The sequence below is a fragment of the Oceanomicrobium pacificus genome (genome assembly GCF_009833495.1).
In the GTDB taxonomy this organism is placed as follows: Bacteria; Pseudomonadota; Alphaproteobacteria; order Rhodobacterales; family Rhodobacteraceae; genus Oceanomicrobium; species Oceanomicrobium pacificus.
This window is the reverse complement of sequence record NZ_WUWG01000003.1, coordinates 442,344-468,145: the sequence shown is the minus strand read 5'-3', so window position 1 is coordinate 468,145 and position 25,802 is coordinate 442,344. Positions and strand designations below refer to the sequence as shown.

Annotated in this window: 25 protein-coding genes; 6 read left to right on the top strand and 19 right to left on the bottom strand. The window is 66.2% G+C overall.

The annotated features are described in order from the left end of the window. Nucleotides 1–61: 61 nt before the first annotated feature. Complete coding sequence (gene purD / locus GSH16_RS08775; RefSeq protein WP_160854108.1) at nucleotides 62–1,330, top strand: phosphoribosylamine--glycine ligase; 1,269 nt, start codon at nucleotides 62–64, stop codon at nucleotides 1,328–1,330. 27 nt (nucleotides 1,331–1,357) lie between these two features. Here the strand turns inward: purD and GSH16_RS08770 are convergent, their stop codons facing one another. Both GSH16_RS08770 and GSH16_RS08765 read right to left on the bottom strand, forming a co-directional pair. Continuing rightward, complete coding sequence (locus GSH16_RS08770) at nucleotides 1,358–2,122, bottom strand: FG-GAP repeat domain-containing protein (protein ID WP_160854106.1); 765 nt, start codon at nucleotides 2,120–2,122, stop codon at nucleotides 1,358–1,360. Then, on the bottom strand, nucleotides 2,122–2,445 hold the full coding sequence (locus GSH16_RS08765) for a 2Fe-2S iron-sulfur cluster-binding protein (protein ID WP_160854104.1): 324 nt from the start codon (nucleotides 2,443–2,445) through the stop codon (nucleotides 2,122–2,124). Before GSH16_RS08765 ends, GSH16_RS08770 begins: the two co-directional genes overlap by 1 nt. A gap of 137 nt (nucleotides 2,446–2,582) precedes the next feature. On the opposite strand from GSH16_RS08765, the gene GSH16_RS08760 reads away from it, so the two are divergent. Further along, on the top strand, nucleotides 2,583–3,029 hold the full coding sequence (locus GSH16_RS08760; protein ID WP_160854102.1) for an OB-fold nucleic acid binding domain-containing protein: 447 nt from the start codon (nucleotides 2,583–2,585) through the stop codon (nucleotides 3,027–3,029). A 61-nt stretch (nucleotides 3,030–3,090) separates the two neighbouring features. Here the strand turns inward: GSH16_RS08760 and GSH16_RS08755 are convergent, their stop codons facing one another. The 6 genes from GSH16_RS08755 to rpiA all read right to left on the bottom strand — a co-directional run bounded on the left by GSH16_RS08755 (nucleotide 3,091) and on the right by rpiA (nucleotide 9,373). After that, entirely contained in the window at nucleotides 3,091–4,488 is a 1,398-nt protein-coding gene (locus GSH16_RS08755; RefSeq protein ID WP_160855162.1) for a DegQ family serine endoprotease, read from the bottom strand. Nucleotides 4,489–4,797: 309 nt separating this feature from the next. Beyond that, nucleotides 4,798–4,989 (bottom strand): DUF2065 family protein, encoded by a 192-nt coding sequence (locus GSH16_RS08750; protein WP_160854100.1) that lies wholly within the window; start codon nucleotides 4,987–4,989, stop codon nucleotides 4,798–4,800. Nucleotides 4,990–4,994: 5 nt separating this feature from the next. Further along, nucleotides 4,995–5,900 carry a protease modulator HflC gene (gene hflC, locus GSH16_RS08745; protein ID WP_160854098.1) on the bottom strand — a complete coding sequence of 302 codons (906 nt, stop codon included), beginning with the start codon at nucleotides 5,898–5,900 and terminating at the stop codon, nucleotides 4,995–4,997. Then, nucleotides 5,900–7,060, bottom strand: a complete 1,161-nt coding sequence (gene hflK, locus GSH16_RS08740; protein ID WP_160854096.1) for an FtsH protease activity modulator HflK — start codon at nucleotides 7,058–7,060, stop codon at nucleotides 5,900–5,902. Before hflK ends, hflC begins: the two co-directional genes overlap by 1 nt. 69 nt (nucleotides 7,061–7,129) lie before the next feature. Then, the gene (gene gor / locus GSH16_RS08735; RefSeq protein WP_160854094.1) at nucleotides 7,130–8,488 is read right to left on the bottom strand and encodes a glutathione-disulfide reductase; all 1,359 of its coding nucleotides are present in this window, start codon (nucleotides 8,486–8,488) and stop codon (nucleotides 7,130–7,132) included. Between the two features lie 99 nt (nucleotides 8,489–8,587). Continuing rightward, nucleotides 8,588–9,373, bottom strand: coding sequence for a ribose-5-phosphate isomerase RpiA (gene rpiA, locus GSH16_RS08730; protein ID WP_160854092.1), 786 nt, complete (start codon nucleotides 9,371–9,373; stop codon nucleotides 8,588–8,590). 208 nt (nucleotides 9,374–9,581) lie between these two features. On the opposite strand from rpiA, the gene GSH16_RS08725 reads away from it, so the two are divergent. Further along, nucleotides 9,582–10,973, top strand: a complete 1,392-nt coding sequence (locus tag GSH16_RS08725) for an L-serine ammonia-lyase (RefSeq protein ID WP_160854090.1) — start codon at nucleotides 9,582–9,584, stop codon at nucleotides 10,971–10,973. A 4-nt stretch (nucleotides 10,974–10,977) separates the two neighbouring features. On the opposite strand, the gene GSH16_RS08720 is transcribed toward GSH16_RS08725, so the two are convergent. Beyond that, nucleotides 10,978–11,670 (bottom strand): thiamine diphosphokinase, encoded by a 693-nt coding sequence (locus GSH16_RS08720; RefSeq protein WP_160854088.1) that lies wholly within the window; start codon nucleotides 11,668–11,670, stop codon nucleotides 10,978–10,980. A 116-nt stretch (nucleotides 11,671–11,786) separates the two neighbouring features. Here GSH16_RS08720 and GSH16_RS08715 point away from each other — a divergent pair, with 116 nt between their 5' ends. Then, nucleotides 11,787–13,322 carry a hypothetical protein gene (locus GSH16_RS08715; RefSeq protein ID WP_160854086.1) on the top strand — a complete coding sequence of 512 codons (1,536 nt, stop codon included), beginning with the start codon at nucleotides 11,787–11,789 and terminating at the stop codon, nucleotides 13,320–13,322. Nucleotides 13,323–13,391: 69 nt separating this feature from the next. On the opposite strand, the gene GSH16_RS08710 is transcribed toward GSH16_RS08715, so the two are convergent. From GSH16_RS08710 to GSH16_RS08690, 5 genes are all read right to left on the bottom strand, one after another. Beyond that, entirely contained in the window at nucleotides 13,392–13,883 is a 492-nt protein-coding gene (locus tag GSH16_RS08710; protein WP_205524047.1) for a CreA family protein, read from the bottom strand. Further along, on the bottom strand, nucleotides 13,876–14,124 hold the full coding sequence (locus tag GSH16_RS08705) for a DUF2842 domain-containing protein (RefSeq protein WP_160854082.1): 249 nt from the start codon (nucleotides 14,122–14,124) through the stop codon (nucleotides 13,876–13,878). Before GSH16_RS08705 ends, GSH16_RS08710 begins: the two co-directional genes overlap by 8 nt. After that, nucleotides 14,124–15,416, bottom strand: a complete 1,293-nt coding sequence (locus GSH16_RS08700) for an adenylosuccinate synthase (protein ID WP_160854080.1) — start codon at nucleotides 15,414–15,416, stop codon at nucleotides 14,124–14,126. The genes GSH16_RS08705 and GSH16_RS08700 overlap by 1 nt, the downstream gene beginning before the upstream one ends. A 146-nt stretch (nucleotides 15,417–15,562) precedes the next feature. Continuing rightward, nucleotides 15,563–17,155, bottom strand: coding sequence for a phosphoglycerate dehydrogenase (gene serA, locus GSH16_RS08695; protein ID WP_205524046.1), 1,593 nt, complete (start codon nucleotides 17,153–17,155; stop codon nucleotides 15,563–15,565). Nucleotides 17,156–17,242: 87 nt separating this feature from the next. Next, a complete protein-coding gene (locus GSH16_RS08690) occupies nucleotides 17,243–18,409 on the bottom strand; it encodes a phosphoserine transaminase (RefSeq protein ID WP_160854076.1) in 1,167 nt (388 codons plus the stop codon). Nucleotides 18,410–18,666: 257 nt separating this feature from the next. On the opposite strand from GSH16_RS08690, the gene GSH16_RS08685 reads away from it, so the two are divergent. Both GSH16_RS08685 and GSH16_RS08680 read left to right on the top strand, forming a co-directional pair. Next, nucleotides 18,667–19,617, top strand: coding sequence for a DMT family transporter (locus tag GSH16_RS08685; RefSeq protein WP_160854074.1), 951 nt, complete (start codon nucleotides 18,667–18,669; stop codon nucleotides 19,615–19,617). After that, on the top strand, nucleotides 19,614–20,543 hold the full coding sequence (locus GSH16_RS08680) for a DMT family transporter (protein ID WP_160854072.1): 930 nt from the start codon (nucleotides 19,614–19,616) through the stop codon (nucleotides 20,541–20,543). The genes GSH16_RS08685 and GSH16_RS08680 overlap by 4 nt, the downstream gene beginning before the upstream one ends. 18 nt (nucleotides 20,544–20,561) lie before the next feature. Here the strand turns inward: GSH16_RS08680 and glmM are convergent, their stop codons facing one another. The 5 genes from glmM to GSH16_RS08655 all read right to left on the bottom strand — a co-directional run bounded on the left by glmM (nucleotide 20,562) and on the right by GSH16_RS08655 (nucleotide 25,500). Next, a complete protein-coding gene (gene glmM, locus GSH16_RS08675; protein WP_160854070.1) occupies nucleotides 20,562–21,902 on the bottom strand; it encodes a phosphoglucosamine mutase in 1,341 nt (446 codons plus the stop codon). Next, the gene (gene folP, locus GSH16_RS08670; RefSeq protein ID WP_328803205.1) at nucleotides 21,899–22,924 is read right to left on the bottom strand and encodes a dihydropteroate synthase; all 1,026 of its coding nucleotides are present in this window, start codon (nucleotides 22,922–22,924) and stop codon (nucleotides 21,899–21,901) included. Before folP ends, glmM begins: the two co-directional genes overlap by 4 nt. Beyond that, the gene (locus tag GSH16_RS08665; protein ID WP_160854068.1) at nucleotides 22,921–23,598 is read right to left on the bottom strand and encodes an HAD-IA family hydrolase; all 678 of its coding nucleotides are present in this window, start codon (nucleotides 23,596–23,598) and stop codon (nucleotides 22,921–22,923) included. The genes folP and GSH16_RS08665 overlap by 4 nt, the downstream gene beginning before the upstream one ends. A 7-nt stretch (nucleotides 23,599–23,605) precedes the next feature. Beyond that, complete coding sequence (locus GSH16_RS08660; protein ID WP_328803204.1) at nucleotides 23,606–24,583, bottom strand: dihydroneopterin aldolase; 978 nt, start codon at nucleotides 24,581–24,583, stop codon at nucleotides 23,606–23,608. Nucleotides 24,584–24,678: 95 nt separating this feature from the next. Beyond that, nucleotides 24,679–25,500, bottom strand: coding sequence for a cell wall hydrolase (locus GSH16_RS08655; RefSeq protein WP_235913089.1), 822 nt, complete (start codon nucleotides 25,498–25,500; stop codon nucleotides 24,679–24,681). Nucleotides 25,501–25,802: the final 302 nt, after the last annotated feature.

Here is a 25,802-nt window from a genome sequence, read left to right as displayed (position 1 = left end):
TGCAGTTCACTCGGCCCGACCTTAGAACGACCGGAGACAGAGGCCAAGGCAGGAACGCGGCATGAACATACTCATTCTGGGCAGCGGCGGGCGCGAACATGCGCTGGCCTGGGCCGTGAAGCAGAACCCCAAATGCGACCGTCTGATCTGTGCACCCGGAAATGCGGGCATGGCCGGCATCGCCGAATGCGCCGCGCTCGACATTTGCGACGGGGCCGAGGTGGTCGCCTTCTGCGAAAGCCAGAATATCGGCTTTGTCATCATAGGGCCCGAAGCCCCGCTGGCCGCGGGTGTTTCGGACGTGCTGCGCGAGGCCGGCATCCGGACCTTCGGCCCGTCCGGCGCGGCGGCGCAACTCGAAGCTTCCAAGGCCTTCACCAAGGATGTGTGCGACGCCTGCGGCGCCCCGACCGCCGCTTATGCCCGCTTCACCGATGCCGGCGCCGCGAAAGCCTATGTCAGCGCGCAGGGCGCTCCGATCGTCGTCAAGGCTGATGGGCTTGCCGCCGGCAAGGGCGTGGTCGTGGCCGAAACCGTGGCCGATGCCCATGCCGCCATCGACGACATGATCGGCGGGGCATTCGGTGACGCGGGCGCGGAACTGGTGATCGAGGAATTCATGGAGGGCGAGGAAGCGAGCTTCTTCGTGCTGACCGACGGCACCAGCGCACTGCCGCTCGACACGGCGCAGGATCACAAGCGCGTCTTTGACGGCGACAAGGGACCCAACACGGGCGGCATGGGGGCCTACAGCCCCGCGCCGGTGATGACACAGGCCGTGATCAACCGCGCCATGGCGGAGGTGATCGAACCGACGATCCGGGAAATGGCGAAGCGCGGCACGCCTTATCAGGGTGTTCTCTATGCGGGGTTCATGATCAAGGACGGTGCACCGCGGTTGGTGGAATATAACGCCCGCTTCGGCGATCCGGAATGTCAGGTGCTCTGCCTGCGGCTCGGCGCGCAGATGCTCGACGTGCTCCTGGCCTGCGCCGAGGGCGCGCTCGACACGGCACGGCTCAACTGGGCCAACGATCATGCGATGACCGTGGTTATCGCGGCCAAGGGCTATCCAGGCGCCTATGCCAAGGGCGAGGAGATCGGCGGGCTCGACCATGCCGATGATGACCCGTTCGTGGAAATCTTCCACGCCGGCACGAAGGCTTCGGGCGATGCGGTCCTGTCGAACGGGGGCCGGGTCCTGAACGTGACAGCCCGCGGCGCATCCCTGCAGGAGGCCCGCGACCGGGCCTATACAGCGGCGGAGAAAATCGACTGGCCGGGCGGATTCTACCGCCGCGATATCGGCTGGCGGGCGCTCAAGGGCTAGGACGCAGGCCGCTGTCGCGCCCGCGCTTCAGCGGCAGTCCATCGCCTTGGACCAGCCATGCGGCGCACGGTGGCGGCCGAGGTCGGTGAAAACGAGACCGTCCGGGCCGACACGGGTCGCGATGATCCGTTTCCATGCCGCGTCGGAGGTGATGAGTTCCGGCCCCTGCCCGCAGTCGCGCAGGCCGCCCCAGATGAATTCGTCGCCGATCCGGTGATTGGTCAGCCCGCGGGCCTGCGCAAACTGCTGCAGCCGCCCGTCGACCCAGCTCCAGAGCTTCAGCACCTTGCCCAGATGCGGGGTCTCGATATAGGCGATGTCGGTGCGCCCGTCGCCGTTCAGATCGGCAATGCCGATCGGCGCGAGCCAGCGGAACCGCGTGCCGATATGGGGGGTCGCGCCGATCTGTTCCAGCCGCCCGTCCCGCAGCCCGTAGATGGCGAGCGAAGCGCCCGTCTGCGGGTCGCTTTCCACAACCACCAGTTCGTTGCGCCCGTCTCCCGTCACATCGGCGATGCGTGGCGCCATATCCTCGAACACCGGATGGCCGGCGCCCTGATCCGACAGGTCGACCCGATAGCTGTTGCCGGCGGCATCCGAGGCGACGAGCGCAGTCTTTTCGCGAATCCGCCCCATGATCCGGTGCGGATAGACATCCGCATCATCGGCAAAGGCCGCGCGGACGATGCCCGCGCCCTCTGCCGTGACGATCTTGTTGGCGGCCGCGACCGGCGTGGCCAGCACGGCAAATGCCGCAACAGCCAGACCGGACAGGATGCCGCCCGCGCGCATCAGATCTGTTTTTCCGGCATGCGCACGACGAGCCCGTCAAGCGCATCGCTGACCTTCAACTGGCAGGTCAGGCGCGAGGTTTCGGCATTGGGCTCATAGGCGAAGTCGAGCATATCCTCTTCCATATCGTCGCGCGCCGGCAGTTTCTCGACCCAGGCCGCGTCGACATAGACGTGGCAGGTCGAACAGGCGCAGGCGCCGCCGCAATCGGCCTCGATGCCGGGGATGTTGTTGTCGCGCGCGCCTTCCATCACGGTCAGCCCGTTGGGGACATCCACGACATGCTCGGTGCCGTTGAACTCGATATAGGTGATCTTTGCCATGTAAGCCTCTGAAATTCGCGTGATGCGGGTCATGTAAACCGCGGCTGCACGGGATTCAAACCGCGATTGCCGCCACCCGGCTCACAATGGCTTGCGCGCGGCTAGATGTTCGCATTTCGTTCTGGTAATCTGCGCCCATGTCCGACCATCCGAACCATTGGCCGCGGCCGCCCGACTGCCTGCCGCATATACTGCTCGACCGGCCGCCCACCGGGGCAGAGGTCTGCGTGGCCGGGCTGGTCATGGTCCGGCAACGGCCCGGCACGGCCAAGGGCGTCATCTTCATCACGCTGGAGGATGAGACGGGCATCGCCAATATCGTGGTCTGGAAAAAGGTCTACGAGCGGTTCCGCCGCGCGGTGATCGCGGGGCGGCTCTTGCGGGTCACAGGGCCGATCCAGCGCGACGGTCAGGTGGTGCATGTGATTGCGCGCAAGATCGAGGACATGTCGCACCTGCTCGACCGGCTCGCGACAGGAGAGCCGATCGGCCCCGACGCCACGCCCGGGCCGGGACGCGGACAGGGACCGGGCGGCATGCATCCGCGCAGCTGTGACGCGGTCGGCCCTTCCGGGCGCCGTTGAACGGTCAGGGATAGTTCGAGAATTGGCAGGCAGGGCGGCCGGACCGCCCTGCCCGCCCAGGTCATTCGTTCGTCGGGTTGAGCGCCACGAAACGCGGCTGGTCGTCCCGCCGCACGAGCATCAGGACCGAATTGCGGCCCGCCTCGCGCGCATCGTCGAGCAGCGTCTTCACCTGCTCGGGGCTGGTCACGGACTGCTGTGCCACCTCGACGATCACGTCGCCTTCCCGCAGGCCCTTGTCGAACGCCTCGGAGCCCTGTTCGACAGACAGGATCACGACACCGTCCTGCTCGGGCGAGATGGTGAACTGGTTGCGATAGGCATCGGTGAGCGGCGCGATCGACATGCCGAGCATGGTCAGATCCGTCGCCTGACCCTCCTGGATCGTGTCCGACCCGTTCATCGCCAGTTCGGCCTCCTCCAGCCGGCCGAGCATGACGTTCAGCGTCTGGGTCTTGCCGTCACGGAAGATCAGGATGCGCGCCTCCGCACCGACCGGACTGTCGCCCACGCGGCGCACCAGATCGCCGGAGCTTTCCACATCCTCGCCATTGAACCCGATGATCACGTCGCCCGCCTTGATGCCGGCATCCGCCGCCGGACCGGCGGGAACGTCGGTGACAAGTGCGCCGTTGGGACTGTCGAGCCCGAGCGCTTCGGCCACGTCTGGCGTCACGTTCTGGATGCGGACACCGAGCCAGCCGCGCCGCGTTTCACCAAACTCGCGCAGCTGCTGGACGACATTGGTCACGACGTTGGACGCCATCGAGAAGCCGATCCCGATCGAGCCGCCATTGGGCGACAGGATGGCCGTGTTCACGCCCACAACCTCGCCCGTCATGTTGAAGAGCGGCCCGCCCGAATTGCCGCGGTTGATGGCCGCGTCGGTCTGGATGAAATCGTCATAAGCGCCGGACAGGGTCCGGTTGCGCGCCGACACGATCCCGGCAGAGACGGAAAAGCCCTGCCCGAGCGGATTGCCGACCGCCAGCACCCAGTCGCCCACGCGCGCGGTGTCGCTGTCTCCGAAAGGCACGAAGGGCAGCGGATCATCGGCCTCCACCTTCAAAAGCGCGATGTCGGTTTTCGGGTCGCGCCCGACGAGCGTCGCGTCCAGTTCGCGCCCGTCATAAAGCTCGACCTGAATCCCGTCCGCTTCCTCGATCACGTGGTTGTTCGTCACCACGAACCCGTCCGCTGAGATCACGAAACCCGACCCGAGCGCGGAGGTCGGCCGCGACGGCCGCTGTCGACCCTGATTGCGCTCCATGAAATCGCGGAAAAATTCCTCGAACGGCGAGCCTTCGGGCAGCATCGGCCCGCCAGGCCCGTCCTCGACCGTGACATTGGTGGTGGTGGTGATATTGACCACGGCCGGGCTGACCTGTTCGGCCAGATCGGCAAAACTGCCCGGTGCGCCCTGCGCGGACAGATGCAGGGCCGACAGGGCCCAGACCATGGCGGCCAGCAAGAGGGTCGGAAGGATCAGCCGGTGCCCGTTGGCACCATCCGCGTTTCGTGTGCGGGCGACCGCTTTTGCATTGACGGGGCCGCGCCCCGTATGTCCGGCCGGCACGGCTCCGCTCGGGCGTCTCGAATTCACGCGTCATCCTCCCTGATGTCAGGTCCCGCCGCAGGAATATGATCTGCACCGGAACTCCCTCACCCATATTTGCGAGCCAGCCCCGACGGATGCAAGGGCCGAGCGGTGGCATCGGCTCACAAGGCCGAGACATTTCGAAATGAATGGCAGGACAGGTGCCGCGCGTCAGCCGCTCCGCGCCCAGGCGAGCAGCACGGTGCCGGTGGCAAGCGCGAGCAGCCCGATGAGCCGCATCCGCTCCGGACCCAGTGCGGTCAGGAGCGAGAGCAGTTGCTCCAGACGATGAGGGGCCAGTGCAAGCACCAGCCCCTCCACCACTGCGACGGCGCCCAGAATGAACGCCAGATCGCGTAACATGGCCGTCAGTTCGCGGTGGCAGCCGCGCCCGAAGACTGGCTGGCCGCCCCGTCGACGGAGTTCAGGTAGTTGAAGAAGTCGCTGTCAGGCGAAATCACCAGCTGCGAATTCTCCCCCTTGAGCGCTTCCTCATAGGCGCTGAGCGACCGGTAGAAGGCGAAGAACTCCTCATCCTTCCCGAAGGCTTCTGCGAAGATCCGGTTGCGCTCGGCGTCGGCTTCACCGCGAACGATGTCGCTGTCGCGCCGCGCCTCGGAGACGATCTCCAGCGCCGAACGGTCGGCCTGGGCACGAATCCGCTGCGCGGTCTCCTGACCGCGGGCCCGTTCGTCCGCGGCCTCGCGCTCACGCTCGGCCTGCATTCGGGCAAAGGTCGCCGCGAGGTTCTGGTCCGGCAGGTCGGCGCGCTTGATCCGCACGTCGATCACTTCCACACCAAGCGCCCGCGCCTGCACGATGGCCGCGTCACGGATCTGGTTCATCAGGCCCACACGGTCGGCCGAGAGGACCGAACTGGAGGTCACGGACCCGAGCACCGCACGCAATTCGGCGTTCAGGATGTTTTCCAGACGCTGTTCCGCCGTTGTGATGCCGCCGCCACCGGCTGCGCGCCGGAACTGTTCGACATCGGAAATCCGCCAGCGGGCAAACGCATCCACCACAAGGCGGACATTGTCCGCAGGCGTGACTTCGAGCGATTCCGTTTCGAGCGACTGGATGCGGCCGTCATAGCGGACCACTTCCTGCAGGAACGGGATCTTGACGGCGAGGCCCGGCTCTTCCTTCACGGCCTTGATCTGACCGAACTGGAGCACCAGCGCCTTTTCGCGCTCGTCGACGATGAAGACGGACGAAAGGAAGATGACGAGCGCAACGAGCGCGACGCCGAGCAGAATGGCCATACGTCCCATCAGTTAACCCCCCCGGTCTCGTCAGCCTGCGGCGCGCGCCGCAATTCGTTGAGCGGCAGATAGGGCACCACGCCCTGACCGTCCCCGCCCGAGGCGCTCTGGTCGATGATCACCTTGTCCACGTCTCCCAAGACTTTTTCCATGGTTTCGAGATAGAGACGCTTGCGCGTCACATCCTTGGCATTCGCATATTCCTCCAGCACCGAGGTGAAACGGGCAGCTTCACCCTGCGCCTCGTTGACGACGCGCGCGCGGTAGCCTTCGGCTTCCTGCAGCAGCTGCTCGGCCTCACCACGGGCACGGGCAAGCGCCTGGTTGGCATAGGCGTCAGCACGGTTCTTGAACGTGTCACGCTCCTGGCTCGCGGCCTGCACGTCCCGGAAAGCGTCGATCACCTCGGCGGGCGGGTCGGCCTTGTCGAAGTTGACACGCACGATGTTCACGCCGCTCTCGTAGCTGTCGAGCGTCGCCTGGATCAGTTCGCGCACTTCCTGCGAGATCGCGGCACGGTTCCGGTTGAGGATCGGTGCCAGTTCGGAGCGCGCGATCACCTCGCGCATGGCCGATTCCGCCACCGCCTTGATGGTCAGTTCCGGCTCGGCAAGGTTGAAGAGGTAATCGGCAGGGTCGCGGATGTTCCAGACAACCTGAAACTCGATGTCGACGATATTCTCGTCGCCCGTCAGCATCAGGCTTTCCTCGTCGCGGCGGCCGATATTCTCTGTGTTCTCGACGTCGACCGGCAGCACTTCGGCCGTGACAATCGGCCAGGGCGCGAAGTTCAGGCCGGATTCTCCGGTCGAGGAATATTCGCCGAGGAAGAGTTCGACGGATTTTTCTTCCGGCTTGACCGAATAGAAGGACGCGAAAATCCAGAGACCGACCAGCGCCAGAAGGCCAAGGACGATCGGCGCGCGGCCCAGACCGTCGCCGCCCGGCCCCTTGCCGTTGGTGCCCGAACCGCCACCGCGGCCGCCCATCAGAACCTTCAGCTGTTCCTGACCCTTGCGCACGATATCGTCGATATCGGGCACCGGCGGATTGGTCCCGCCCGGGCGGTTCCGGTCGGGCCGGTTGCCCTCGGGCTTGCGGTCATCGCCGCCGCCGCCCTTGTTGCCGCCGCCCCCCCAAGGGCCACCGGAATTGTTGCTGTAAGGCATGTGGCTGTTCTTCCTCTGATTTATCGCGTCTGGTCCACCGAAATGAACCTGTTCATTCCTAACACAATTTCAAGTCTCAGGAACCGGGTCGCGCAGGGTGACCAGTTCCTCGGCCGCGACCGGATGGACTGCGACGGTGGCGTCGAAATCTTCCTTGGTCGCTCCCATCTTTACTGCGATCCCGGCCAACTGGATCATGTCGCCCGCGCCGTGGCCGACAATATGGACGCCGAGCACCTGTCGCGTGTCCTTCTGGACGATGATCTTCATCAGCATCCGTTCGTCGGACCGTGCGAGCACATGATACATGGACCGGAAGCTCGTGCGGTAGATCTCGACCGGGCCGAAATCGCGCGCCGCCCCCTCGGTCAGGCCGACGACACCGGCCTCCGGCTGGGTGAAAACCGCAGTGGGAACAAGCTCGTAGTCGGGCTTGGTCGGATTGGACTTGAAGACCGTTTCGACGAAGGCGATGCCCTCGCGGATGGCCACCGGGGTCAGCGCCATCCGATCGGTCACGTCACCGATCGCATAGATCGAGGGCACGGCCGTCTGCGAATAGTCGTCCACCTTGACCGCGCCGTTGCCGGCCAGTTCCACACCCAGTTCGGCAAGCCCCATGCCGGCTGAATTGGGGTTGCGGCCGGTGGCGTAGATCACGGCATCGACCTCGATCGTGCCGCCGACATCGACATGGACCGTCAGGCCCGCGTCGGTTTTCTCGATCCGGTCCACATCGGTCTGGATGCGCAGGGCGATGCCCTTCTTGCGCATTTCCTCGGCCACATGGTCGCGCACGTCGCGGTCGAAACCGCGCAGGATCTGGTCGCGGCGGTAGAACTGGGTCACATGCGCACCCATGCCGTTCAGGATGCCGGCAAACTCGCAGGCAATATATCCGCCGCCGACGATCAGGACCCGCTCGGGCATGGCCGAAAGCTCGAAAAACTCGTTCGAGCTGATCGCATGTTCGATCCCCGGCACGTCCGGCATGAAGGGCGCGGCGCCGGTCGCCACAAGAATATGCTGAGCGGTGAATTCCGCACCGTTGGAACAGGCGACGCGATGCGGATCAAGCAGCGTGGCGCGCGTGTCGAACAGTTCCACGCCGGCCGCCTTCAGGTTCTTGTGATAGAGCCCTTCGAGCCGCGCGATCTCCGCATCCTTATGCGCCATGAAGTCGGGCCAGCTGAACCGGCCCTTGTCGAAGCTCCAGCCATAGCCCTCGGCATGGTCCGCGATCTCGGAAAATTGCGAGGCATAGACCATGAGTTTTTTCGGCACGCAGCCCCGGATCACGCAGGTTCCGCCGTAGCGATACTCCTCGGCCAGCGCCACGCGGGCGCCGGTCTGGGCTGCCAGCCGCGCGGCCCGCACACCGCCCGAGCCCCCGCCGATCACGAAGAGGTCATAGTCGAACTCGGCCATGGGATTTGCTCCTTTTGTGGCTTTGTGGCCCGCGACGCGGCGGGCATGTCGGTTGGACTGGCGTGCAGCCGGGCCGGATGACCTGCCCCGGACGCCCGGTCAGTAATCGGGCGAGAAGATGCTGCCGCTTTCCAGTTCCTCGTCACTTGGGGTGAAATGCGCCTCGCCTTCAAGGTCACGAACCCGCACCTCACCCGAAGGTGAGCCGATCACCACGCTGTCGGCAATGTCGAGGAAGAGGCCCGTCTCAACCACACCGGCGATATTGAGAAGCGTGTTCGACAGGGCCCGCGGCTTGCCGATCCGGCGCAGGTGCAGATCGAGGATATAATGCCCTTCGTCGGTGACGTAAGGTTGATCGCGATCCTTGCGCAGGCTCACCCCATGGCCCATCACATCAGCCCCGTCGAGCGCCTCGGTCACGAGCGACTGGGTGGTTTCCCAGCCGAAACGGACAATCTCGACCGGCAGGGGGAAAGCGCCGAGCGTGTCCACTTCCTTGGAACTGTCGGTCAACACCACCATCCGGTCGGACGCCGTTGCGACGATCTTCTCCTGCAACAGCGCGCCGCCGCCGCCCTTGATCAGGTTCAGCTTCGGGTCGACCTCGTCCGCGCCGTCGAAGGTCACGTCGAGCCAGCCCAACTCGTCGAGCGAGAAGAGCGGGATGCCCAGTTCGCGCGCCATGTCCGCCGTTCGGGTGGAGGTCGCGGCACAGCGCACTTCCAGCCCCTCTTTGGCGACCCGCTCGCCAAGGAGCTTCACGAACCAGGCCGCCGTCGAACCGGTGCCGAGCCCGACACGCATCCCCGATTTGACCTCTTTCAACGCATGACGGGCGGCATAGAATTTCGCGCGTTCGGCGGGGGATGTGGCGGGCTGCATGGTCTGTCCTCGGAGCTGGCGGGGCGTTTGCGCGGACTTATAGGCGGTTTTCCGGGGCGGTGCGAGCGGTTTCGCCCCGACCGGACACGCGTTGCTAGGGTCCGTGACGCGGCCTGCGCGCAGGGGGTCGCAATCCCCCTTTCGCCGCGGTTCCCGCCCCGCTAGGCTCCGGTCCGATTGCAACCATGACCGGCAGGCCTACGCGCACATGTTCCTCAGCGTCTTCGATATCTTCAAGGTCGGTATCGGCCCGTCCAGTTCGCACACGATGGGTCCGATGGTGGCGGGCGGGCGGTTTCTGGACCTGATGCGGCGGACCGAAGGCGCCATTCCGGGCGCGGGTCCGGTGACCGCGGTCGACTGCAAGCTGCACGGGTCGCTGGCCTTCACCGGCAAGGGCCATGCGACCGACCGTGCGACCATCCTCGGGCTGGCCGGCTTCCGGCCGGACGATTTCGACGCCGACGCGGCCGAGACGGAGCTGGACCGGATCGACCGCGAGAAGATGCTGCATCCCGAAGGACTGCCCCCGCTCCGCTTCGACCCGGAGACGGACATCATTTTCGACTACGGCCCGCCCCTGCCCGGCCACGCCAACGGTATGGTCGTGTCGGCCTATGATGCTCGCGGCGTGCTGGCGCGGCAGGAGACCTATTACTCGGTCGGCGGCGGCTTCGTGCTGACCCCACGCGAGCTGGAGGATGGCGGCCCCGGCCAGCCGGACAAACCGGTTCCCTACCCGTTTCATTCCGCCCTCGAGATGCTGCGCATGGCCCGCGCGTCGGGCAAGAGCATTGCCGACATGAAACGCGCCAACGAGCGGGTGCATTACAGCGGCACTGACCTCGATGCGGACATCGCGGCACTCTGGGCGGTGATGGACCGGTCCATCGAGCGCGGCCTGTCACGCGACGGGACGCTGCCGGGCGGGTTGAACCTGCGGCGGCGCGCCAAGGGCATCCATGACGCGCTGCAGGCCGAGTTTGGCCGCAACCAGACCGCGCCGCATGTCGTCAACGACTGGATTTCGGTTTTTGCCATCGCGGTGAACGAGGAAAATGCCGCCGGGGGGCAGGTCGTCACGGCCCCGACGAACGGCGCGGCCGGCGTGTTGCCGGCAACCCTGCGCTACTGGCTGCAAATGGTGCCCGGGGCGCACAGCGACCGGGTGCCTGATTTCCTGCTGACGGCCGCGGCGATCGGCGGGCTGATCAAGACCAACGCGTCGATCTCCGGCGCGGAGGTCGGCTGTCAGGGCGAGGTCGGATCGGCCAGCGCCATGGCAGCTGCGGGCCTCTGCGCCGTTCTCGGCGGGTCACCGGAACAGGTGGAAAACGCGGCCGAGATCGCGCTGGAGCACCATCTGGGCATGACCTGCGACCCGATCCGCGGACTGGTGCAGGCCCCCTGCATCGAGCGCAACGGGCTGGGTGCGATCAAGGCCGTGTCCGCCGCCTCGATGGCGCTGCGCGGCGACGGGCAGCATCTGGTATCGCTTGACGCCTGTATCGAGACGATGCGCCAGACCGGGCTCGACATGAACAGCAAATACAAGGAAACCTCGCTGGGCGGGCTGGCTGTGAACGTGCCCTCCTGCTGACCCGTCAGGCGCGGGCAGGACCCAGCGCCGCCAGCACGGACCCGAGCGCCGCACGCGGCAGGATCACGACAAGCGCCCGCCGGTCGATCCCGATGCGCACCGGTCTTTCCGAGACCGCATTCGAGGTGCCGATGCGGGTCAGCGGCGACAGGGTCAAACCGTCGATCGGCCAGACCAGCCCGTCCGACCGGGTGCCGCTGACCTCGGCCAAGGGAAAGAGCGACAGGCGCATGCCCGCCGGCAGGTCCAATTCCAGCTCCAGCGGTGCGAGAAAGCAGATTTCATGCGGTCCGATCAGCACCAGATTGCGGTGCGGATAGGCGACGAGCGCATGCATCGCGGCCAGCGTATGGTCGAGCAATCCGCTGAGAAATCCCACCCCCAGATAGAGCGGCGCATCCACCGAATAGAGGCATTTTTCAAGGTCGGTGCTCACCTGGTCCGTGAGGTGATGAACGGTTGTGCCTGATTTTTGCCAATTTTTAGCGTTAACCATGGAATCAAGATCGCCAATGATGGCTTTGAGTGCCAGGCCCCGCTCGGCCGCAAGGTTCGCTCCGCCATCCGCGGCGATCACCTCGGGAGCCACCTGCGTCGCAAGGTCAAGCGCCCGATCGTCGATGGGAGCAGCTCCCAGAAGGGTAACGGGTTCGGACAGATGATAAAGCGTCTGCGTCATATGATCGAAGTGCTGCATCGCGCAGCCAGCGTCAACCTGTTTGCCTGCCTCTTGCCTGCGCCCGCCCCTGCGTTCGTCCCGATCGACCTGCGAACCGATCGGCGCGCTCCCCCAGCGTATGGAACCCCCTGCTCATGGAACTTTCCCAAAAGAAACTGACCGTCGCCTATGGCGCCTTCTCCTGCACGCTCGAAGGGTTTGACGACCCGTTTCCGGTGATGCGCAACGTTGTGGATTACTTCCAGCAACTGGCCAGCCGGGACCCGTCCTTCGGCGCGCATCCCGAGCGGCCCGACAGCGCCTATCTGGCGGTTCTGGCCGCCGACAGCGCGAGCGAGGCCGACAAGGGCGGCGAGATTTCTGCCGAGGTGACCGACAACCAGGTGGTGCTGCGCAAATCCGCAGCCTCCGTGACGGCCCTGTCGACCAAAGGCACGTCCGAAGCGAAGGCAGAGCCGATGGTGGCTGAAGCGGCCGCGGAACAGCCGGCCGCACCGGTTGCCATTGAGGCCGCACCAGAGCCGGAAGCCGTCCCCGAGCCGCAGGTGGATGTCGCCGAAGGCATCTCCGCCCCCGACACGGTGACGGCCGTTGACGCGGCGATCGACGTGTCCGCCGATGACACGCGTCAGGACGCGCCGCTCGACCCGATCGAGGCGGTGGGTTTCGACACGCTCGATGACGGCCATGACTGGGCGCCCGACCCGCTTGCCGATGCCGCACAGCTGGCCGAGAAGGACCCGTTCCTGACCGCCGATATCGAGACGGTTCTGGCAGAGGCGAACGAAGACGACGCCGTCGCCACAGCAACCGACGATGCGGATGAGGATGCGGCGCTGGAGCGTCTTCTGGCCAAGACCCATGCCGACCCTGCCCTGCCGCCGGCCAACCCGATGGTTCAGCTGAAGGACGTGATGGCCGAGGATCCGGTGATCGACGCCGACGCGGAAGTGACGCCGCTCGCCTCGGACGAGGCCGCGCCGATCATGGACGAGCCGTTCGGCGCTGCCTTCGAGGCTCCGGCCGATGCCACACCTGTCGCCACGGACGCGCCGCTGCCGGAAGCGGCCCCCGCGCCGCAGCCCGAGCCGGTGGCGGAGGCCGAACCGAAAGCGGCCCCGCTCCTGCTGACGCCGCTGCAACTGGCACCGGAAATGAAGGTGGCACCGAAGGTCGAGGAACCGGTCGCACCGGCCCCCGCTCCGGTGGCCGAGGCCGCTGCCGAGACCGCTGTGCCGAAGCCGAGCGCCAGCCCGCTGACGCTGGGTGCGACCGAGCGTGTGACGCCGGCGCCCGCACGGCCGGAAAATGTGGTCCGCCTCGTGCAGGATGGCGGTCGCCTGACCCCGGCCCGCAGCGACGCCGGTGCGGCCAATGGCGACGAGCTGCGAGACTTTGCCCGCAAGGTCGGCGCGGCCAATCTGCCCGAACTGCTCGAAGCGTCGGCCGCCTACATGACCATCGTGTCGGGCCAGCACCAGTTCAGCCGCAGTTCGGTCATCCGCATGATCGACCAGATGAGCGGCGAGAAGAACTATTCGCCGGAAGCCCGGATCAAGAGCTTCGGCAAGCTGGTGCGCAACGGCACCATCCTGCGCGGCGAGGACGGCCAGTTCTCCATCTCCGACGCCGCGCTCTTCTCCTACGAGACCAAGATCGGCGCCGCCTGACCCCACGCAGGCGCGCACAGCAAAGGGCCGCTCCCGAGGGGGCGGCCCTTTTGCATTTTTTGGCGGCGGTCAGTCTGCCGGCTGGTCATCCCATTTGCGGATCACCACAGCCGAGAGGCTGTTCTTGGGCGAGCCCTCGATCAGCTTGTCGGAATAGGTCAGGTAGACCAGCGTGTTGCGTGTCCTGTCGAAGAAGCGCACCACCTGCACCTTCTTGAAGAGCACCGAAGCACGGCGCCCGAACACTTCCTCGCCTTCCTCCAGCTCGTCGCGGAAACGGATCGGACCGACCTGACGGCAGGCGATGGAGGCGTCCGATGTGTCTTCGGCCAGCCCCAACGATCCGGACACGCCACCGGTCTTGGCGCGCGAGACGAAACAGGAGACGCCCTCCACCTTCGGGTCGTCAAACGCCTCGACAATGATCTTGTGGTTGGCGCCGAGCAGCTTCCAGACCGTGTCCACCTCTCCGATCTGTTCGGCAGCAGCGGGTGCGGCCAGTGCGGCCAGTGTAAGGCCGGCGGCGGCGAGCGGACGGCGCAGGGCTGTCAGGTCAGGCATCGGGTCGGTTCTCCTCATCCGGTTTGGCGGCATCCGGGTCCGCCTGCCCGATCCCGCGAAACACGGATTTGAACGGCAGCGCCCAGAGGATACCCAGGATGATATAGATACCAAGTTCGACAAGAACAGGGGGGCGGTCGAGAAGCGCCACGATGGAGATTGCCACCACGATGTAGAGCGGCAGCCCGACGAGCAGGATCACCAGCGACCAGCGCCGCCGTGCCTTGTAGCTCAGCGCCATCAGTCAGCAAACGGGTCGGTCACCAGAATGGTGTCGTCCCGCTCCGGGCTGGTGGACAGAAGCGCCACCGGACAGTCGATCAGTTCCTCGATCCGGCGCACATACTTGATCGCGGCGGCCGGCAGGTCGGCCCAGCTGCGCGCGCCTTCGGTGCTTTCCGACCAGCCCGGCATCGTCTCATAGACCGGCGTGCAGCGCGCCTGCTGGTCGGCCGCGATCGGCAGATGGTCGAGCTGTTCGCCGTCCAGTTCGTAGCCGGTGCAGATTTTCAGCTCCTCGAACCCGTCGAGCACGTCGAGCTTGGTCAGCGAAATGCCGTTCACCCCCGAGGTCGCGCAGGTCTGGCGCACCAGCACCGCGTCGAACCAGCCGCAGCGCCGCTTGCGCCCGGTGGTGGTGCCGAACTCATGGCCCCGCTCGCCGAGGCGCTGGCCGTCCGCATCGTCAAGCTCGGTCGGGAACGGACCTTCGCCGACACGGGTCGTATAGGCTTTCACGATGCCCAGCACGAAATCGATGCTGCCCGGCCCGATCCCCGTGCCAGTTGCCGCCTGACCAGCGATGACGTTAGAGGAAGTGACAAACGGATAGGTGCCGAAATCGATGTCGAGCAGCGCACCCTGCGCCCCTTCGAAAAGGATGCGTTTGCCGGCCTTGCGCTTCTCGTTCATCACCTTCCAGACCGGTCCGGCAAATTCGAGGATCTTCGGCGCAATCTCGTTGAGCTGCGCGATCAGCGCGTCCCGGTCGATGGCTTCGAGCCCCAGACCGGCGCGCAGCGCATTATGGTGCACCAGAGCGCGATCCACCCGCAGGGCAAGCGTCGCCGGATCGGCCAGATCGGCGACCCGAATGACGCGGCGGCCGACCTTGTCCTCATAGGCCGGGCCGATGCCCCGCCCGGTGGTGCCGATCTTGGCGACCGAGTTCTGGTTCTCGCGCGCGCGGTCCAACTCGCCATGGAACGGCAGGATGAGCGGCGTGTTCTCCGCGATCATCAGCGTCTCGGGCGTGATGTCGACACCCTGCGCACGGATCGTCTCGATTTCCTTGATCAGGTGCCACGGGTCGAGCACGACGCCGTTGCCGATGACCGAAAGCTTGCCACCGCGAACCACGCCCGAAGGCAGTGCATGGAGCTTGTAGACCTCGCCGTCGATGACGAGCGTGTGCCCGGCATTGTGACCGCCCTGGAAGCGCGCGATCACATCCGCCCGCTCGCTCAGCCAGTCAACGATCTTGCCCTTCCCCTCGTCGCCCCACTGGGCGCCGACGACGACGACGTTTGCCATGGTTCCGCCTTTCGATCCGTGCTGTCATCCGGCTTATAGCCGCCTGCCCCGTCAGGCGAAACCGTCATTTCGCCGCGTCCCCGCAGCCGTCACGAAAACGGGCCCCGAAGGGCCCGTTCCATTGGTGCGATGTTGCGCGAGCCTGCTCAGAAGCTGAGGCCCTTGGCCTGCGTGACCTGCGGCAGGGCGCGGATCTGGGCCAGCATGTCCTCGCTCAGCGGCTCGTCGATGCCCAGAAGCGCGATTGCCTCGCCGCTCTTCTCGGCCCGGCCCAGCGCGAAGGTCGCGATGTTCACGTCGAGCGCGCCAAGCGCCGACCCCAGCGCACCGATATAGCCCGGCGTGTCGGTGTTCGTGGTGTAGAGCATGAAGGGCAGAGGCTCCGATTCCAGCCCGATCCCCTTGATCTGGATGAGGCGCGGCTTGCCGTCGGAGAAGATCGTGCCGGCCACAGAACGGGTCTGGTTCTCGGTCTTGACGACGAGCCGCATATAGGTGCCGTAGGCGCCCTGCTCGTCCTTGCGGGTTTCCGCGATCCGCATGCCACGCTCGCGCGCCACGATCGGGGCCGAGACCATGTTGACACCGCCCTCGCCCACCAGCGGTTTGAGGAGCGCTGCCGTCAGGGCCGAGGTCAGGGGTTTGAGGTTCAACGCACCCACCTTGCCGACATATTCGATCTCGATCTCCACGATCGGGCTTTCGGTGACCTGCCCGGCAAAGGAGCCGAGCACATCGGCGAGCGCGATCCACGGTTTCAGAAGCGGGGCTTCCTCGGCTGTGACCGACGGTGCGTTGAGCGCGTTGGAGATCGCCCCCTTGACCAGATAGTCGGACATCTGCTCGGCCACCTGAAGCGCCACATTTTCCTGTGCCTCGGTGGTGGAGGCGCCCAGATGCGGCGTGCAGATCACGTTGGGCAGACCGAAGAGCGGGTTTTCCTTCGCCGGTTCCTCGGCAAAGACGTCAAAGGCGGCACCGGCCAGACGGCCCTCTTTCAGCGCCTCGGCCACCGCGGCCTCGTCGACCAGACCGCCGCGCGCGCAGTTCACCAGACGCGCACCCGGCTTGATCTTGGCGATCCGTTCGGCGGACAGGAGGTTGGCCGTCTTGTCGGTCTTCGGCAGATGCAGGGTGATGAAATCCGCGCGACCCAGAAGTTCGTCGAGATCATCCACCTTTTCCACGCCCATTTCCTTCGCGCGGTCGGCGGAGAGGAACGGATCATAGGCGACGACCTTCATTTTCAGCCCCAGCGCGCGGGAGGCCACGACCGAGCCGATATTGCCCGCGCCGATCAGGCCAAGCGTCTTGCCGGTGATCTCCACGCCCATGAAGCGGGATTTTTCCCACTTGCCGGCCTGCGTCGACGCATCGGCCGCCGGGATCTGGCGGGCGACCGAGAAGAGCATTGCAATCGCATGTTCGGCCGTGGTGATCGAGTTGCCGAAGGGCGTGTTCATCACCACGATCCCCTTGGCGGACGCGGCCGGAATATCGACATTGTCGACCCCGATCCCGGCCCGGCCGACGACCTTCAGATTGTCGGCCTTCGCGATCAGGTCCGCCGTCACCTTGGTCGCGGAGCGGATCGCCAGCCCGTCATAGTCGCCGATGATGGCGGCGAGTTTCTCGGGATCCTTGCCGAGGTCGGGCTGGAAATCGACCTCCACCCCGTTATCCTTGAAAATCTGCACAGCCGCGTCGCTGAGCTTGTCGGAAATCAGTACTTTGGGCATCTCGTGCTCCATCCTGTCTGCATCGCCCGCGTAACTCGGGGCGGTAATGTCGGGAAAGCGGCCCCCGATCCGGGGACCGCGGTCAGATCAAAGCTCGGCCTTTGCGGCGGCGAAGGCCCAGTCGAGCCAGGGCGTCAGCGCCTCCAGATCGGCCGTATCCACGGTCGCGCCGCACCAGATGCGCAAGCCTGCCGGCGCATCACGGTAGCCATTGATGTCATAGGCCGCGGCTTCGGCTTCGAGCTTCTTGACCATGGCCTTGGTGAAGGCCCGCTGCGCGTCGTCGGAGAGGTCCGCAATCGCCGGATCGACGATCTTGAGGCAGACGGACGTGTTGGACCGCGCCGCCGGATCAGCAACGAGGTTTTCAACCCAGTCCGTTGCATCGACCCAGTCTTGCAGGGCCTTGAGGTTGGCGTCGGCCCGGGCGCGGGTCGCGGTCAGGCCGCCGATCCCCTCGATCCAGTCGAGCGCATCGATACAGTCCGCGACACAGAGCATCGAGGGCGTGTTGATCGTGGCGCCGGTGAAGATACCGTCGATCAGCTTGCCACCCTTGGTCAGCCGGAAGATTTTCGGCAAGGGCCGGTCGGGCGTGTATGTCTCCAGCCGCTCAACCGCGCGCGGCGACAGGATGAGCACGCCATGTGCCCCCTCACCGCCCATCGCCTTCTGCCAGGAGAAGGTGGTCACATCGAGCTTGGCCCAGTCGAGATCCTGCGCGAATGCCGCCGAGGTGGCATCGCAGATCGTCAGACCTTCACGGTCGGCGGCGATCCAGTCGGCATTGGGCACGCGGGCACCCGACGTGGTGCCGTTCCAGGTGAAAACGATGTCGCTGTCGCGGCGGACGGCCGACAGGTCCGGCAGTTCGCCATAGCCGGCATCGTGCAGTTTCACATCGTCGAGCTTCAGCTGCTTGGTGATGTCGCTGGCCCAACCCGCGCCGAAGCTTTCCCAGGCCAGCACATCGACGGGGCGTGCGCCGAGCAGCGACCAGAGCGCCATTTCGACGGCGCCCGTGTCGGAGGCCGGCACGATGCCGACCTTGTAATCGGCAGGCACGCCGAGGGTCGCCGCCATGCGGTCGATCGCCTCTTTCAGCTGTGCCTTGGGTTCCGCGGCGCGGTGCGACCGACCGAGAAAGGCCTTGGCGGCGACCGCGTCTGCGGACCAGCCGGGGCGTTTGGGACAGGGACCAGATGAAAATTCGGGACGCGCAGGACGCACCTGCGGCGGTGTGGGGAAGCTCATGGACGGCTCCATCGTCAGGGCGAAATTCCTGAGTCCGCCGCCGCTCGCCCATAGTCCGGCTGCGCACCCACGGACCGGATAAGCGATTGACCACGCGCCGCCAAGATAAATTTTGCGCCTTGCGCCAGTTTCCCGCAGCCCTGCCGTTTCCGATCGGAAACCCGTGTTTCGCCAGCGGGACGAGACGCGTGATCGGTGATTGCCCGCGCCCGCGCCAGCGGATAAGGAGGGCCCATACCCGAACAGGACCACCGCCGATGAGCCAGCCCACCCCATCCCTGACGAGCTGGATCCTGCTCCTGAGCCTCGCGGTGATCTGGGGGGCGTCCTTCCTTGCCGTAGAGATCGCGCTCATCGACCTGCCGCCGCTCATGGTTGCGGCGCTGCGGGTGGCATTGGCCGCGCTCCTTCTGGTGGCCTACGCGGTGACACTTGGGCCGGGGCTTCCGCCCGTCGGCACAGCGACCGGCAAGCGGATCTGGCTGCACTGCGCCGGCATGGGGATATTTTCCAACGCGCTGCCCTTCTCGCTTCTGAGCTGGGGTCAGCAGCATGTCACGTCGAGTTTCGCGGGACTGACCATGGCGGTCGTGCCGCTTTTCGTGCTGCCGCTGGCGCATCTGCTGGTGCCGGGCGAGCGGATGAGCGTCCGCCGCAGCCTCGGGTTCGGGATCGGCTTTCTGGGCGTGATCGTGCTCCTTGGGCCGCAGACGATTCTTGCAGGGCCCGAGGGCAGCGGTCCGGTGGCGCTGGCACGGCTCGCCTGTATCGCGGCGGCCGGCTGCTATGCGTGCGGCGCGATCATCACCCGCCTGTCGCCGCCGACACACATGCTGTCCTTCAGCGCGGGCGGCCTCCTGATCGGCGCTGTCGTCCTTATGCCCGTTGCCGTCGCGCTGGAGGGCTGGCCCTCGGAGATCGGTGCCGGACCGCTGGCGGCCGTGCTCTATCTGGCGGTGCTGCCCACGGCGGTCGCAACCATTCTGCTGGTCCGCGTCATCGCGGATGCGGGGCCGAGTTTCCTCAGCCTCGTCAACTATCAGGTGCCGGTCTGGGCGATGCTCTTCGGCGCGCTTCTCCTATCCGAGCCGATCACCCTGCAGTTCGGGCTCGCGCTCGGGCTGATCCTTGCGGGGCTCTTCGTCAGCCAGACCGGCCGCACCAGCAAGCGCGCCGCCGCAGCGCCTGAGCCAGTGGTGTCGAAATGACCGTCTCCGACAAACCCGCCGCCCCGGCCGCCGAGGGCACGGACTGGCTCTCGGCCGGCGGTGTCGGACTTCTGGTGGTCATCTGGGGATCGAGTTTCTTCCTCACCAGCCTGTCACTCGACGGATATGCGCCGTTGGCGGTTGCAGGCGGGCGGATTTTCATCGCCGCGATCTTCGTCACCGCCTTTGCGCTCCTCTCGGGTCAGGGACTGCCGCGCTCCTTGCGGGACTGGGGCTGGTCGGCGCTGGTCGGCATCGTGTCTCTGGCGCTGCCTTTCTCGCTCCTGAGCTGGGCACAGCTTTTCGTGCCAACCAACATCGTCGCGATCTTCATCTCAGCGGTGCCGCTCTTCATCCTGCTGCTGGCGCGGCTGGTCCTGAAAGAGGCGATCAGCCTGCGGAAATGGACCGGCTTCGGCATCGGATTTCTGGGGCTGGTCTGGCTCTCCTCTCCGGGCAGCATGCCCGATCTGCCGCTGCGCGACCTCGCGCTGCCGATCGCGGCCCTTGCCCTGACGTGCCTGTGCTACGCGACCGGGGCCATCCTGATCCGGATCATGCCGCCGATGCGCCCCCTGCAGGGCACCGCGGGCGCCATGATCTGCGCGAGCGCCGTGACCCTGCCGCTCGGGCTGGGTGCCGGGCTGGCGGCAGCGCCGCTCGTCACCCTGCCCGCACTGGCGCTTCTCGCGCTGGGGCTTCTGCCCACAGGGTTGGCGCAAACCCTGCGCTTCTTCATCATCCGGCGGCGCGGGCCGGTCTATATGTCGATCGTCGGCTACCTGATCCCGCTCTGGGCCGGTTTCCTTGGAATCGTGGTGCTTGGGGAGGAGCTGCGGGCCAGTGCCGCGCTCGCCTACGGGCTCATCATCCTCGGCGTGCTCGTGTCGCGCGACGGGCGCGGCAAGCGCGTCCCGCCAACCTGAGGGCGCGCGGATCCGGAATCAGCCGGCCTTGCTCACCTGATCGGCAATGGACCGGACGACTTCGGCCAGAAGCGCCTCGTCCTCGCATTCGCCCATCACCCTGATCAGGGGCTCGGTGCCCGATGCGCGGATGAGCAGCCGGCCCCTGTCCCCGAACCGCGCTTCGCCTTCGGCAATCGCGGCCTGAACGGCGGCGTCCTGCAACGGCGCCGTGCCAGCCGCCACGCGCACATTTTGCAAGAGCTGTGGGACGGTTTCGAACACCTGCGCCAGCTCACTGGCCCGCCGGCCGGTTTCGACCATCGCGGCAAGGAATTGCAGCGCAGCGATCAGCCCGTCACCGGTCGTCACGAAATCGCGCATCACGATATGGCCGGACTGCTCGCCGCCCACGTTGAACCCGTTGGCCCGCATCGCCTCGACCACATAGCGGTCGCCCACGGCGGTCCGCATCAGCGACAGGCCGCGACCCTCCAGATGGCGTTCCAGCCCGAGGTTCGACATGACGGTGGCCACGAGCGTGTTGCCCGCGAGCCGTCCTTCATCCGCCCAGCGGCCCGCGATCAGCGCCATCAGCTGGTCGCCATCGGCCACGCGGCCGGTCTCGTCGAGGATCATCACGCGGTCCGCATCGCCATCGAGCGCAATGCCGAGATCGGCCCCGTGCGCGACCACGGTTTCCGCCGCCGTGCGTGTATCGGTCGAGCCGCAATCCTGATTGATGTTGAACCCGTTTGGCCGCACGCCGACCGGTATCACCTCCGCGCCCAGTTCCCACAGGACCTCGGGCGCAGATTTGTAGGCCGCGCCATTGGCGCAATCGACCACGATCTTCAGCCCGTCGAGGCGCAGCTTTTTAGGAAAGGCTGTCTTGGCAAATTCCGTATAGCGCCCGCGCCCGTCATCAATCCGGGTCGCGCGCCCGATCTGGTCCGGCTCGACCAGCGGTCCGCCGCCCTCGATCTGGGTTTCGATCTCTGCCTCGGCCTCGTCCGACAGTTTGAACCCGTCGGGGCCGAAAAACTTGATGCCATTGTCGTGTGACGGATTGTGCGAAGCCGAGATCATGATCCCCAGATCGGCCCGCATGGAGCGGGTCAGCATGCCGACAGCCGGTGTCGGAACCGGGCCGAGCAGGAACACGTCGATCCCGACGGAGGTCAGCCCTGCGGTGAGCGCGGTCTCCAGCATGTAGCCCGACCGCCGCGTGTCCTTGCCGATCACCGCCCGGTGCGTGCCGCGCCCGTGCCGGAAATAGCGGCCCGCCGCCGCCCCGATGGCAAGCGCCGTTGCCGCCGTCATCGGCTCGCTGTTCGCGCGACCGCGAATCCCGTCGGTTCCGAAATACTGTCTGCTCACGCCTGTTCCTGCCCCTCGCGCTCGTGTAACGCCCGCCAGATCTGAACCGCCTGACGTGTCTGTGCAATATCATGAACCCGCAACACCTGCACCCCCTGCGAAAGCGCCTCATAGGCCACGGCAACCGACCCCGGCACCCGCGCAGGCGCCGCGTCCACACCGGTCAGCGTGCCGATGAACCGCTTACGGGACGCCCCGAGCAACACCGCGCAGCCCAGTCCGTGGAACAGCGACAGGCCGCGCAGGAGCGCGAGATTATGGTCGAGCGTCTTGCCGAACCCGATGCCCGGATCGACAAGGATCCGGCTGCGGGGAATGCCTGCAGCCTCGGCCACCGCCACGCGCTCAGCCAGATGGTCATAGACATCCAGCAGCACGTGCCCGTAGCGCGGATCGTCCTGCATGGTTTGCGGATCGGCGGCCGAATGCATGAGGCAGACCATGCCGGCCCGGTCTGCCGCAAGCGCCAGTGCCTCCGGGTCATGGCGCAGGGCCGTCACATCATTGAAGAGCGTGGCGCCGGCATCGAATGCGGCCGCGGCCACGGCGGCGTGGCGCGTGTCGATGGACAGCGGCATGTCGGGCAAGGCGTCCGCCAGATCCGCGATCACGGGCCGGACCCGCGCGATTTCTTCGTCCCGCGGCACCGGTGTTGCGCCGGGGCGCGTGCTCTCCCCGCCAATGTCGAGAATATCCGCGCCCTCATCCGCGAGCTTCCGGCCATGCGCTGCCCCTGCCCCTTCGGCATCATGCAGCCCGCCGTCGGAAAAACTGTCGGGCGTGACGTTGACGATGCCTATCAGAAGGCCGGGCCGCGCGGTCAGCCCGCAAATGTCCCCGCGAGGTGCGCTCAGCTGGTCGCGCACGGTCGCAGGCAGGTCCGCTGCGGCCACCGGTTCCGATGCGGCATCCCGCGACAGGCGGTCGGCTTCGGTGAACCAGAGCGGCCCACCGGCGAGCGGCACGGCCCCGTCCGGCATCGGTCCGCTGCGGCAGATCGGGCGGAAATAGGTCTGGCTCACGGTGCACCTGCGACTTCTGGACTTTTGCACAGTTGCGCGACCAGATCCGGCAGGTCCGCGAACCGGTCAAATCCCGCATCGGCATCGGGCGGCGCGCCGCTGTCATGGAAGCCCGCCCGATGCAGGATGAAGGGCACGCCCGCCGCCTGCGCCGTCTGCGCATCGACATGGCTGTCCCCGACGAAAATGACCGGCGCCCCGCCGCCCATGCTGCGCGCCGCGAAATAGAGCATCTCCGGATCGGGCTTCAGGACCGGCAGGCTGTCTCCGAACGCGCCGCCCTCGATCCGGTCGGCCAATCCGGTCGCGGCCAGAATGGCGCGGGATGGGGCTTCGGGTTTCTGGGTGCAGATGCCACAGCGATGCCCCCCCGCGCTCAACGCATCGAGCGCCGCTCGCGCACCGGGATAGGCATTGACCCCAGACGCGGGATCGGCGCCGTAGATGTCGTGAAACCGGGCCAGAGCACGGTCAAAGAGCGCATCATCCGCCCCGCCGGTCGAGTCGAGCAGGCAGCGCACCTGATGCCCGATCCCATGCCCGACAAATCCGCGATAGGTGGCATCGTCCACCGCCGGTCGTCCCAGTTCCCCGGTCAACTGACGTCCGGCGCTGGCAAGGCTGGCCAGACTGTCGACGAGCGTGCCGTCCAGATCAAAGATGATCCGAGCCACGCGCCGCTCAGCCCGTCGCAGCACCGGCGGGCAGTCCGGGGCGGGCCGCATCGAGCAGCGTCGCTCCGTCCGGCAATGCGGGCGCTGCCCCAGCCACCAGACAGTCGGATGCCCCGATCTGCCCCGCGAGCCAGAGCGCCAGCCCGACCGGATCGTCCGCGCCCGCACCCGGTTTCTCCACCGCGTCCGTGACCATCTTGAACGGGGCCCAAACTGTCTTGCGCCCCTCGCGAATGGCCCAGTCCAGCTCGGTGCGCGAACCGGCGACGGACAGGTCGGATCCGAGCGCCGCAACCGCCCAGGCATTCTGCTCAATGGACAGGAGCCCGATCTCCAGCGGCCCGTCGCTTGCCGCTCGCGCCGGATCGAGCGGCGGCAGCGCCAGCACAACAGGCGTGTCCGCCGCTGCAACAACATCGAGCCAGGCCTGAATGCAGGCGCTGTCGGCCAGAACTTCCGCCCCCAGCAGCAGAACGCGCGGCGAAACGGCCGTTTGCTCCGGCGCCTCTGTCACGGGATGCAGGCGTGAGACGTCTTCAGTTTCGAGCCGGCGCCGCACGATTTCCACGCCAAGCGCGCCCGGAATCCGGTCGAGCTTCTCGATCCGCACGAAAACGCGCACCGCACGCGGATCTGCTAGGCAGCGCTGCGCCACCCGTTCGGCCAATGTTTCCAAGAGGTTGATCCGCTCGTGCGTCAGCTGCGCCTCGATCGCCTCGATGATCGTGTCGTAGGATATGACCTGGTCGACATCGTCATTCTGCGCCGCCGTGTGGCGCGAAACCTCCAGCACCACGTTGAACCGCAGCCGCTGAAGCTTGCCGCGCTCGGACTGGAAGGCCCCGATCTCCACCGCGCGCACATGGTCGCGGACCGAGATCCGGTCGAGCGGCTGGTCGCCGGCCGTGGCCGCAGCGCGGACGGACGGGTTCTCGAAGGCGAGGCTGGTTTCATTCACGAGGCGCGGTTCCTGCGTCTGGGACACTGTCGCGCTCCGTTACCACGCGGCGCGGAGCCCTGTCACGGGCATTTCCGGCAAAGCGCGGCCCGCCGCCGACGGGCCGCCGCATCTCCGCACCGTCAGTTCGACGCGATGGTCGTCGGGTAGCGGTAGAAGAGATGCACCCCGTAGCGCGCGGTCTTGGTCAGACGCCGCGCCCAGGACGGGTTCACATGTTTTGTGTGATAGTGGGTCGCCCCGTCCGTGAGGTCCCGGGTCCGCCCGTCGAGCATCATCTTGGCCAGTTTCCGGCCCCGCTCGTAGGTCGCCTTCTCGGAGAAGACCTCCTTGCGGCCGTCGCACTTGTAGGAGAACTGGCAGGCATGTTTGCGCCCGCTGCTCGTGCCCTGTGCAATCACGCCACAGACCGAGTCGGGATATTTTTTCGCATCCACGCGATTCAGGATCACTTCCAGAACCGCAATCTGGCCCAGAAGCGTCTCGCCGCGCGCCTCGAAATAGAGCGCTTCGGCCAGACAGTCGAGTTCCGCCCCGCCCTCGGCCCGCGGCAGCGCGTCGACCATCGCGAAGGTCAGTTCCTCTGCCGGACGGGTCGCCAGAGCGCTTGGCATGGCCGCGGACGGCACCGCATGTTCGGTCGACAGCAGATGCTGGCCGGAATGTTTGGAACGATTGAGCCGCCACTGCTGTTGATAGAGGCGCGACGGCTGCAGCCCCGCCACCTGCATCGGTTCCAGTTCCGACAATGTCGTCGGGCTGCGGTCGGCATCGGCACGATGCTCCTGGCTCTGCACCGTGAGAATCTGGTCGAGTACCTGGTCCTGGGGGGTCGGGGCATGCGCTTCGCGCGAGAGGCCGGCAACGGGCTTCAGCGAGAGCGGCACCAGCAGGATGCACAAAGCCGACAGACCGGCGAGGCGCCGGTTGCTAATCTTCGTCATATCTGTAGTCCCACCTACAATTTTCGTGGCGCCAGATGCGCCACCCTCCACCGTTTCCACGGCGGCAACGCGTTCAATTACAACGGCGGGATACATAGCGCCCGAAACCGGCAAGTCCAGCCTTTTCAGAGGCTTTGTGGCAAGCGGTCGCACGGGGCATCTTGCGATGGAGCCGCGTTCAATCGAAATTTTTAATTAATTTCAGAATGTTACGCCAACAGTCTAAACAAGTCGATTTCGCATCGCATCAATGCAGCGCAACATAATGCTTTTGTTCAACTTTCGACTTATCCACAGGCGGC

Excerpts from the sequence above, each read along its gene's own strand:
- GSH16_RS08705 (WP_160854082.1), bottom strand. The coding sequence starts at position 14,124 with ATGGCGCTGAGCTACAAGGCACGGCGGCGCTGGTCGCTGGTGATCCTG.
- GSH16_RS08750 (WP_160854100.1), bottom strand. The coding sequence starts at position 4,989 with ATGTTACGCGATCTGGCGTTCATTCTGGGCGCCGTCGCAGTGGTGGAG.
- GSH16_RS08760 (WP_160854102.1), top strand. The coding sequence starts at position 2,583 with ATGTCCGACCATCCGAACCATTGGCCGCGGCCGCCCGACTGCCTGCCG.
- hflC (WP_160854098.1), bottom strand. The coding sequence starts at position 5,900 with ATGGGACGTATGGCCATTCTGCTCGGCGTCGCGCTCGTTGCGCTCGTC.
- GSH16_RS08755 (WP_160855162.1), bottom strand. The coding sequence starts at position 4,488 with ATGGTCTGGGCCCTGTCGGCCCTGCATCTGTCCGCGCAGGGCGCACCG.
- GSH16_RS08765 (WP_160854104.1), bottom strand. The coding sequence starts at position 2,445 with ATGGCAAAGATCACCTATATCGAGTTCAACGGCACCGAGCATGTCGTG.
- GSH16_RS08690 (WP_160854076.1), bottom strand. The coding sequence starts at position 18,409 with ATGAGCTTCCCCACACCGCCGCAGGTGCGTCCTGCGCGTCCCGAATTT.
- GSH16_RS08725 (WP_160854090.1), top strand. The coding sequence starts at position 9,582 with ATGTTCCTCAGCGTCTTCGATATCTTCAAGGTCGGTATCGGCCCGTCC.
- GSH16_RS08680 (WP_160854072.1), top strand. The coding sequence starts at position 19,614 with ATGACCGTCTCCGACAAACCCGCCGCCCCGGCCGCCGAGGGCACGGAC.
- serA (WP_205524046.1), bottom strand. The coding sequence starts at position 17,155 with ATGCCCAAAGTACTGATTTCCGACAAGCTCAGCGACGCGGCTGTGCAG.
- gor (WP_160854094.1), bottom strand. The coding sequence starts at position 8,488 with ATGGCCGAGTTCGACTATGACCTCTTCGTGATCGGCGGGGGCTCGGGC.
- GSH16_RS08720 (WP_160854088.1), bottom strand. The coding sequence starts at position 11,670 with ATGCAGCACTTCGATCATATGACGCAGACGCTTTATCATCTGTCCGAA.
- GSH16_RS08715 (WP_160854086.1), top strand. The coding sequence starts at position 11,787 with ATGGAACTTTCCCAAAAGAAACTGACCGTCGCCTATGGCGCCTTCTCC.
- GSH16_RS08655 (WP_235913089.1), bottom strand. The coding sequence starts at position 25,500 with ATGACGAAGATTAGCAACCGGCGCCTCGCCGGTCTGTCGGCTTTGTGC.
- hflK (WP_160854096.1), bottom strand. The coding sequence starts at position 7,060 with ATGCCTTACAGCAACAATTCCGGTGGCCCTTGGGGGGGCGGCGGCAAC.
- rpiA (WP_160854092.1), bottom strand. The coding sequence starts at position 9,373 with ATGCAGCCCGCCACATCCCCCGCCGAACGCGCGAAATTCTATGCCGCC.
- GSH16_RS08710 (WP_205524047.1), bottom strand. The coding sequence starts at position 13,883 with ATGCCTGACCTGACAGCCCTGCGCCGTCCGCTCGCCGCCGCCGGCCTT.
- GSH16_RS08685 (WP_160854074.1), top strand. The coding sequence starts at position 18,667 with ATGAGCCAGCCCACCCCATCCCTGACGAGCTGGATCCTGCTCCTGAGC.
- GSH16_RS08770 (WP_160854106.1), bottom strand. The coding sequence starts at position 2,122 with ATGCGCGCGGGCGGCATCCTGTCCGGTCTGGCTGTTGCGGCATTTGCC.
- purD (WP_160854108.1), top strand. The coding sequence starts at position 62 with ATGAACATACTCATTCTGGGCAGCGGCGGGCGCGAACATGCGCTGGCC.
- GSH16_RS08700 (WP_160854080.1), bottom strand. The coding sequence starts at position 15,416 with ATGGCAAACGTCGTCGTCGTCGGCGCCCAGTGGGGCGACGAGGGGAAG.